Below are 9197 nucleotides of genomic sequence, written 5' to 3' on the forward strand. Positions count from 1 at the left end.
TGATATTATTTAGTAAAGACATCTTGTTTCACTCCTTAATGGTTTTGGTCGACTTAATTATAGAGGAAACAGATGTCTTTTTCTATTATTATGATTATAAAAAAAGATATTCAGTGTTATCCTCCGTTTGAGTAACAACACTAAATATCTTAGACCCTTTTTTTTTTAAAGTGAAACTAGCAATTGAATAATTCACTTACTAAATGGGGAGGAAATAAATTTACAAAGAGAGTTTCAAGTATGAATAAGACACGAAGCCCTCCAAATTGTCAAAAAAATATATAGCAATTGGAGGAATACTATGGAATATTATTTAATTGTTAGAGGACGGAAAATTATTGTTGATTAAACGGTATACAGTGGATACTGGAATATAGTGAATCATCAAAATTATTTACGAAGACGTGAAATTTTATTCTCAGTGCTCCCGTTCTCATCGTTTGAAAATGATAACTTTAAATTGGAAGATGTATTGCCTGATTTGACAATAGATACTGAAAAAATTGTTGAAACGAAAATTATGTTAGAACTGTTAGCGGACTCACTTTCGAAACTGAATGATAGCGAGATGATGTTGATAGAATCTATATATTTTCAGGAAAAAACTCTACGTCAAGTTGCAGATGAATTAAGAACCAATCCATCTAAAATTTCTAGATTAAGAGATAAAGTCCTTAGTAAGTTAAAAAACATGCTTGAAAATTCGAAACATATGTGAAACAGACTTTGATTTTTTTCACTTTATATAGTGAGAGAGTTCTCATTTTGTCCTTTGAAAATTGAATAGACCAAGGTGGGACTTTATTTATTTGTCGAGCAGTTGAAATAGATACGCGATGATATGAGCGAAAAATATCTGTTTCTAAAATTGGGTTGGAATCCAATTTGCCATGACACAAATAATGTTAATGATACTTCTGAACGTTCAGGCTCTAGTCGAAAAATGGAGCAGGTGAGATTCCTATGTTGATGTCCGAATCAACCCACCAATGTCATGAAACTTGTCTCAATTTTTTTGCTACTTATCTTTTGAGGAGGAAATAATGACAAAAGTAGTAAAAATAAAGTACATACCAGTTGAAAACAGTATTGCAGAGTGGGCTACCAAAAAAAGTCTGATGAAAAGGTGGGATGGACTAAATATACACACACTAAATCGATGGCTTTCTGAAATGAGAGAGAATAAAAAATTTAAGCACTATGTCATAAATCCTACTCATAAACTGGTATTTATCAATTTAGATGGATTTGAAGAGTTCCTTACTTGGAAAGAGAAAAATTAGCCGATAATTTTCAAAAGATGTGATAAAATAGAGTGAGTTAATTCTATTGGCTATCATATTTTCTCTTTTAAAAAGAAAGAGAGTTCAAAATGTTTTATAAAAGAAGGGAAACAAAAACAGGAAAAATTAGATTTGAAGTTGGAGATTCTTACAAGGATCCTCTAACTGGGAAATGGAAAACAGCATCTGTTTCTTACTATAAGGATACTAGTTCTGCACGAAAAAAAGCAGAATTTGAATTACAGGAAAAAATTGAAAATTTACTCAATGTTACTCAATCAAAAATTAATGTCGAGACAATACTCACCTTTAAAGATTTGAGAGAAGCCTGGTTTGAGTCGTGGTCTGTCACAGTCAAAAAACAAACAGCAGATAGAGAAAAATTGGTGCTGAAAAGATTGGGTGAAATTATAGGTGACGATTATCTTCTAACCTCAATAAAACCGTTACTTTTGGAAAAAATTTTGAAAGACTATATTCGAATTTATGATTGCTCAGCTTCAACGTTTTCACATATTCGAAGTAGCTTGAATAAAATTCTAAATTACGGTGTTTTACATCAGATTTACCAATATAATCCACTTTTAGCAGTTAAAATAAACGTATCCAAAAGTAAGAAACGTAAAGCTAAATTGAGAAAGAAAATGCAATTCTTAGAAGTTCATGAATTATTGGTCTTCTTTGAAGAGCTTAGCAAGAGGAGAAATCCAAACTACTATGATTTAGCAATTTTTCTTTTATTTACTGGTATTCGAATTGGGGAAGCAGGAGCTGTTGTAGAATCAACTGTAGATTTAGAAAAAGCTATATTAGATGTCTCACGTTCATTACAGTCACATGACTTAAAGGTAGATGACTTTTATTACGATGAGACAAAAACAGATGAGTCTAAAAGATATGTTCGTCTTCCGCAAATAGCAATTGATGCTTATTTACGGGCGCTGCATAGAAGTAAAGAGTTTGATAAGTATATGTTAAAAAATCCTAAAAAATCATTTAGGAAATCATCATCTGTATTTAGAACAGAATATGGCTCTCCTATAACTTCACATTCTTTTAGAGAAATCATATCAAGAATTGAAACAGATTTGAAAAAGAATTGTATGGAGCGATATGGATTTGAGTGGAAAAAACATGTAACGCCACATTCCTTTAGACATATGCATATTACATATCTTCAGAGAGGGGATGTACCCGTTCCTCTCAAGGAAATCATGGAACGTGTGGGACATGTGAATCCTGAAACAACTATGGGCTATACCCATAGTACTATAGAGTCTCAAAATCAATCTATTCTTGTGATGGAAAAATTTGCATTGGATAACAACTTCAATTTTAAAGATTTAAAAATATGGAAATGTAAATACTCGCAATCAGTATTTGAGTTAATCGAAGAGAATATCGAACAAAAAAGTTTGGAATGTTCTTTGAGTACATTTAGAACGCTAATAGGAATAAATGAAAGTTATGCACCTAGACACATAACAGCCAATATATTGCCAAGAGTAAAAGAAGATATTTCAAAATATATTGACCATTTTGAAATCATTACTATCAGGAAACAAGATACAAGTCAAAAAGTTGATGGCTATAAATTTGTTTGGGGATAGTTTTATTTAAATTTTTGGTTTATTTTTGGTTTTTTGTGCATTTTTAAAAACCAAGGGCCTCAAACCCTTGCTACGAAAGGATTTTTACTACATGGCAATTATTCAATGGTTTCCCGGTCATATGGCAAAAGCAAAACGGGAAGTAAGTGAAAAATTAAAATTTGTCGATATCGTGTTTGAATTAGTGGATGCGAGACTCCCCTTATCTTCTAGAAACCCATTATTAAATCAGATTTTACAACAAAAGCCTAGAATCATGTTGTTGAATAAAGCGGATTTAGCCGATCCAAAACAAACTAAGCAATGGATAGAGTATTTTAAAGCGCAAGGGATTTTAGCTTTAGCCATTAATGCCCAAGAAAATCAAGGAGTAAAGCAAATTTTACCTTTAGCTAAAGAAGCACTATCCGAAAAGATTGCCCGTGATAAGGCACGAGGACTTAAACCAAGAGCAATCCGCGCAATGATTATCGGGATTCCAAATGTGGGCAAATCGACTTTATTGAATAGCTTGGTCGGTAAAAAAATTGCCCAAACCGGGAATAAGCCTGGGGTGACAAAAGGCCAACAATGGTTAAAACTAGGAAATGAGTTGGAGTTACTTGATACACCAGGAATATTATGGCCAAAATTTGATGATCAAGAAATTGGGATGAAGTTAGCTTTGACCGGCGCGATTAAAGACCAATTATTACATTTAGATGATTTGACCATTTATGGGTTGGACTTCTTTGCCCGTTATTATCCTGGGCAAATTAAGGCTAGATATCCATTTGCTGATGAAAGTTTACTTGGTGGCGAATTAATTATGGACTTGACCATGGGACTAGGGTTTAGAGAAGATTATGAACGTGCTTGTGAGCGGATTATTCACGATATTCGTCAAGGAAAATTAGGGCGCTATACTTTGGACCGCGCTGAAGAGGTGACTAGCCATGAGTGAAACGATTGCCCAAATTAAGGAAAAATTGGCACAAATCCATGATTCACAAGATGAGTATGTTTTACAATTACGAAAAGATGAGCGTGCAGGGGTGCAAAAATTAATCCAACAATTTGAAAATCTCTTAGCCAAAGAACAGGCTCTGATTAAAAAAGCACACGAAATGCGGCAATTTGAAAATGAATTATTAGCAAAAGGTTATCAGGCGATTTGCGGAATTGATGAAGTAGGCCGGGGACCATTAGCTGGACCTGTAGTGGCTGCAGCGGTAATTTTACCTAATGATGAATTGATTTTAGGATTGAATGATTCTAAGCAATTATCCGAAAAAAAACGCGAAAGTCTGTATCAGATTATCCAGGAAAAAGCCGTGGCCATTGGAATTGGGGTGGTAGATGAAACAACGATTGATGCCATCAATATCTATCAAGCTGCCCGCCTAGCAATGACCAAAGCTGTCGAACAATTAGCGGTGCAACCAGATTACTTGCTGATTGATGCAATGGAATTAGATTTAGATATTCAACAAACTTCATTAATTAAAGGTGATGCACGGAGTCAAAGTATTGCCGCAGCTAGTATTATTGCTAAAGTTTATCGTGATCATTTAATGGTTGAACTGGATAAACAGTATCCTGGCTATGGTTTTGGCAAAAATGCAGGCTATGGCACGAAGGAACATATAGAAGGATTAGCGAAATATGGCGTGACACCTATTCATCGCAAAACATTTGCTCCAATAAAAGATATGATTTAAAAAAGTTTTCCCTCCTTTTTTGCGTATTTAGTAAATGAGGAGGGATTTTTGTGTTTGAACGATTATCAATTTTAGAACAATTATGTGTGAAATTATGTTATTTACCCTTGAGTATTCAGAAAAAATGGCGGGCTTTTGGCTATTTTGTGGAGCATCCTTTGACTGAACTAGCGCAACAAGGGCCGATTATTATGCGTGAATTACAAATCAGTCAGCATCAAGACTTGTTTTTGCACTATTGGCAGGAATTAGATGAGCAAAAACTAGGAGATTTGACGGCTGAGCAGAAATTTATCACGATTTTATCAGAGGAGTACCCTGATGTTTTAAAAGAAACGTATCAACCACCGCTTGTTCTTTTTTATGAAGGCGATAAATCTTTATTGCAGCAACGACAAATCGCAATTGTAGGCTCTCGATTAGCCAGTCCGTACGCTTATCAAGTAATGGAGCAGCTTTTACCACCATTGATTGATGAAGGTTTGGTCATTACGAGTGGTTTGGCTAAAGGGGTAGATAGTTTTGCCCATCAATTGGCGATGATTTATCACGGAAAGACGATTGGGGTAGTAGGATGTGGGATAGATATTTGTTATCCAAAAGAAGTTAGGTCTGTATATGAGCGAATGAAGAATCAGCAGTTGATTGTTAGTGAGTATCCAGCAACTACTCCTGTGCGAGGTTTTCATTTTCCGCTTCGTAATCGTATTATTGCTGGACTGGCTGAAGGTGTCTGTGTGATTGAGGCTAAAGACAAGAGCGGTTCTTTAATTACGGCACAGCTTGCTATTGATGAAGGTCGCAGTGTCTTTAGTGTGCCAGGAGAAGTTATAAGTCGTCGTAATACCGGAACTTTAAAGCTTATTCAAGATGGAGCAAAATGCGTAATTTCAGCATCGGATATTCTTGATGAATTGCCAAATTTTCGCGTAAAATAATCGTTTGTATATTTTTGCTTTGCTATTTTTCTTGACAAACCTAATTCTTATCGCTATGATTGTAGTCGATTTACGAAAAAAATAATTTTGTTCATGTCTTTAAGCATTTTGGACAAAATTTGAAAATGATATGATTTGAATTCATTTATTATAATAGAAGAAAAATTTTATAAAGGAGCTCTGATTTGATGGCATATAAGTATTTAGTCATAGTGGAGTCACCAGCAAAAGCAAAAACAATTGAGAAGTATTTAGGAAAGAACTACAAAGTCGTTGCCAGTGTGGGGCATGTACGTGATTTACCTAAAAGTAAGATGGGAATTGATGTAGAAAACAACTATGAACCACACTATATTTCAATCCGCGGTAAAGGCGATGTCATTAAGAGTTTACGTCAAGCTGCTAAAAAAGCGGAAAAAGTTTATCTTGCAAGTGACCCGGATAGAGAAGGGGAAGCAATCGCCTGGCATTTAGCACATATTCTAGGCTTGTCACTGGAAGATAAAAACCGTGTTGTCTTTAATGAGATTACCAAAGATGCAGTCAAAGCGGCTTTTAAAGAACCACGTACCATTAATTTAGATTTAGTGGATGCGCAACAAGCTCGTCGTGTGTTAGACCGACTTGTAGGGTATTCTATTAGTCCAATTCTATGGAAAAAAGTGAAAAAAGGTTTGAGTGCAGGTCGGGTACAGTCAATTGCCTTGAAGATGATAATTGATCGCGAAAAAGAAATTCGTGAGTTCAAGCCAGAAGAATATTGGACGATTGATGGGAACTTTAAAAAAGGACGTCAAAAGTTTAAAGCCAATTTCTGGGGCTTAGATGGAAAGAAATATCAGCTAAAGACGCAAGAAGATGTTCAAGCGGTTTTACAACGTGTCGATTCTAAAGATTATCAAGTAACCAAAGTTGAAAAGAAAGAACGTAAACGCAATCCAGCAGCGCCATTTACAACGAGTAGTTTACAACAAGAAGCTGCGCGGAAATTAAACTTTAGAACACGTAAAACAATGATGGTTGCGCAACAATTATATGAAGGAATTGCCCTAGGTCGTCAAGGTACGGTCGGTCTAATTACCTATATGCGTACAGACTCTAAACGAATTGCCGATACAGCCAAACAAGAGGCTTCACAATTTATTGAAGAAACTTATGGTAGTGAATTTGCGGCTCACAGTAGCAAAAAAGTTGTCAATGCGCAAGGTGCCCAAGATGCCCATGAAGCGATTCGTCCAACGAGTGTGTTGCGTACACCAGAAAGTTTAGCAAAATACTTAGATAAAGATCAAATGAAGCTATATTCTTTGATTTGGTCCAGATTTGTGGCTAGTCAGATGACACCTGCTGTCCTTGATACTATGAAAGTGACTTTAATTCAAAATGGCGTTACTTTTATTGCTAATGGTTCTAAAGTCAAATTCAAAGGTTTTATGCAAGTTTATGTCGAAGGACGCGACGATGGCAAGGAAGAAAAAGAAAATGTCTTACCAGAACTAATCGAAGGGGAAACCGTCCAGTCTGTGGATGTAGAGCCGAAACAACACTTTACCCAACCACCTGCACGATATAGTGAAGCTACTTTGATTCGTACGCTTGAAGAAAATGGTGTCGGTCGCCCTTCTACTTATGCGCCAACACTTGATACGATTCAACGTCGCTATTATGTCAAATTGGCACAAAAACGATTTGAACCGACAGAATTAGGAGAAATTGTAAATACATTAACGGTTGATTTCTTCCCTAAAATTGTTGATATTCACTTTACTGCCGAGATGGAAAATAGTTTGGACCGTGTAGAAGAAGGGAAAGAAAACTGGGTGAAAGTCATCGATGGCTTCTATCAACCATTTGCGAAAGAATTAGCCGTGGCTGAAGAACAAATTGAAAAAGTTCAAATTAAAGATGAACCGGCTGGCTTTGATTGTGATGTTTGTGGTCATCCGATGGTCGTTAAACTAGGAAAATATGGCAAATTCTATGCATGTAGTAATTTTCCAGAATGTCGTAATACCAAGCCTATCGTAAAAGAAATCGGTGTTGAATGTCCACACTGTCATAAAGGTCAAATTATTGAAAGAAAATCTAAGAAAAATCGGGTATTTTATGGCTGCAGTAATTATCCTGAATGTGAGTTTGTTTCTTGGGATAAACCAATTGGCAGAAATTGTCCGAAATGTGATCACTTCTTAGTTGAGAAAAAAGTCAAAGGTGGCAAGCAAGTCGTTTGTCCGAATGGTGATTACGAAGAAAATGTCATTAAATAGATAGGAGAGAATTGATGGTTTATGTGAATGTTATTGGCGCTGGGCTAGCAGGAAGTGAAGCAGCTTGGCAAATTGCAAATGCAGGTGTGGCAGTGCATCTATATGAAATGCGTCCAACAAAGAAAACACCTGCCCATCATACAAATCAATTTGCTGAATTGGTTTGTTCAAATTCTTTACGAGGTAATAGCTTACAAAATGCTGTCGGTGTTTTAAAAGAAGAAATGCGCCGAATGAATTCAGTGATTATTCATAGTGCAGATGAAACCAGTGTCCCAGCTGGTGGTGCCTTAGCGGTAGATCGTGATACTTTTTCAGCAACGGTAACTGAAAAATTACGTAATCATCCACTTATCACTGTATATGAAGAAGAATTAACAGCATTTCCAGAAGGGATTACCGTAGTTGCGACTGGGCCTTTAACTTCTGAAGGGTTAGCTAAAACAATTAAGGAATTTAATGGTTCGGATGGTTTTTATTTCTATGATGCCGCTGCGCCAATTATTGAAAAATCTTCAATTAATTTTGATAAAGTATATCTAAAATCACGTTATGATAAAGGTGAGGCAGCTTATTTGAACTGTCCGATGACCAAAGAAGAGTTCGAGGCTTTTCATAAAGAATTGGTTAATGCGGAAGTGGCACCATTAAAAGAGTTCGAAAAAGAAAAATACTTCGAAGGTTGTATGCCAATTGAAGTGATGGCAGCTCGTGGTGAGAAAACGATGTTGTTTGGGCCGATGAAACCAGTTGGGCTTGAAGATCCAAAAACTGGTAAACGTCCTTATGCGGTGATTCAATTACGTCAGGATAATGCGGCAGCTTCACTTTATAATATCGTTGGGTTCCAAACTCATTTGAAATGGGGCGAACAAAAACGTGTCTTCCAAATGATTCCTGGCTTGGAAAATGCTGAATTTGTCCGTTATGGTGTCATGCATCGTAATAGCTTCATGAATTCCCCAGAGTTATTAGAACCGACTTATCAATCACGCAAAGATAGCCGTATTTTCTTTGCTGGTCAGATGACAGGGGTTGAAGGTTATGTGGAAAGTGCAGCCAGTGGCTTAATTGCCGGTATTAATGCAGCACGTTTAGCCAAAGGGGAGGAGCTTGTTGTCTTCCCTCGTGAAACTGCGATGGGTTCGATGGCCTACTATATCACGCATGCTGAAGGCAAACATTTCCAACCAATGAATGCCAACTTTGGCCTATTCCCAGAGCTTCCTGAACGTATTCGCGATAAGAAAGTACGTTATGAAACGCTAGCAAATCGTGCGTTAGAAAGTTGGCTCTTTGTCAAGTAGTGTTGTTGGCAATTAAGTCAATTGGAGAGAAAGTTATTTTATGAATGCTTTCTCTCTTTTTTTTATTTTCTTTTCTTTCTTCAATCGATGCT

At 36.3% G+C, this 9197-nt stretch carries 8 protein-coding genes; all 8 read left to right on the forward strand.

Annotation, left to right across the window (positions count from 1 at the left end):
• The first annotated feature begins 460 nt into the window (after window positions 1-460).
• The 8 genes from ACTQZM_RS11165 (at window position 461) to trmFO (ending at window position 9105) form a co-directional block, all read left to right on the forward strand.
• Window positions 461-718, forward strand: coding sequence for a sigma factor-like helix-turn-helix DNA-binding protein (locus tag ACTQZM_RS11165; RefSeq protein WP_441653811.1), 258 nt, complete (start codon window positions 461-463; stop codon window positions 716-718).
• Between the two features lie 325 nt (window positions 719-1043).
• Window positions 1044-1283 carry a hypothetical protein gene (locus tag ACTQZM_RS11170; RefSeq protein ID WP_004195677.1) on the forward strand — a complete coding sequence of 80 codons (240 nt, stop codon included), beginning with the start codon at window positions 1044-1046 and terminating at the stop codon, window positions 1281-1283.
• 89 nt (window positions 1284-1372) lie between these two features.
• Window positions 1373-2893, forward strand: a complete 1521-nt coding sequence (locus ACTQZM_RS11175; protein WP_441653812.1) for a tyrosine-type recombinase/integrase — start codon at window positions 1373-1375, stop codon at window positions 2891-2893.
• Window positions 2894-2984: 91 nt separating this feature from the next.
• The gene (gene ylqF / locus ACTQZM_RS11180; protein ID WP_441653813.1) at window positions 2985-3836 is read left to right on the forward strand and encodes a ribosome biogenesis GTPase YlqF; all 852 of its coding nucleotides are present in this window, start codon (window positions 2985-2987) and stop codon (window positions 3834-3836) included.
• Window positions 3829-4593 (forward strand): ribonuclease HII, encoded by a 765-nt coding sequence (locus tag ACTQZM_RS11185; RefSeq protein ID WP_441653814.1) that lies wholly within the window; start codon window positions 3829-3831, stop codon window positions 4591-4593. The genes ylqF and ACTQZM_RS11185 overlap by 8 nt, the downstream gene beginning before the upstream one ends.
• Before the next feature lie 50 nt (window positions 4594-4643).
• Entirely contained in the window at window positions 4644-5531 is an 888-nt protein-coding gene (dprA, locus tag ACTQZM_RS11190; protein WP_441653815.1) for a DNA-processing protein DprA, read from the forward strand.
• A 188-nt stretch (window positions 5532-5719) separates the two neighbouring features.
• The gene (topA, locus tag ACTQZM_RS11195; RefSeq protein WP_441653816.1) at window positions 5720-7798 is read left to right on the forward strand and encodes a type I DNA topoisomerase; all 2079 of its coding nucleotides are present in this window, start codon (window positions 5720-5722) and stop codon (window positions 7796-7798) included.
• A gap of 14 nt (window positions 7799-7812) precedes the next feature.
• Window positions 7813-9105 carry an FADH(2)-oxidizing methylenetetrahydrofolate--tRNA-(uracil(54)-C(5))-methyltransferase TrmFO gene (gene trmFO, locus ACTQZM_RS11200; protein WP_441653817.1) on the forward strand — a complete coding sequence of 431 codons (1293 nt, stop codon included), beginning with the start codon at window positions 7813-7815 and terminating at the stop codon, window positions 9103-9105.
• The last annotated feature ends 92 nt before the right edge of the window (window positions 9106-9197 follow it).

The sequence above is a fragment of the Enterococcus cecorum genome, from assembly GCF_052119425.1.
GTDB lineage: Bacteria > Bacillota > Bacilli > Lactobacillales > Enterococcaceae > Enterococcus_E > Enterococcus_E cecorum_C.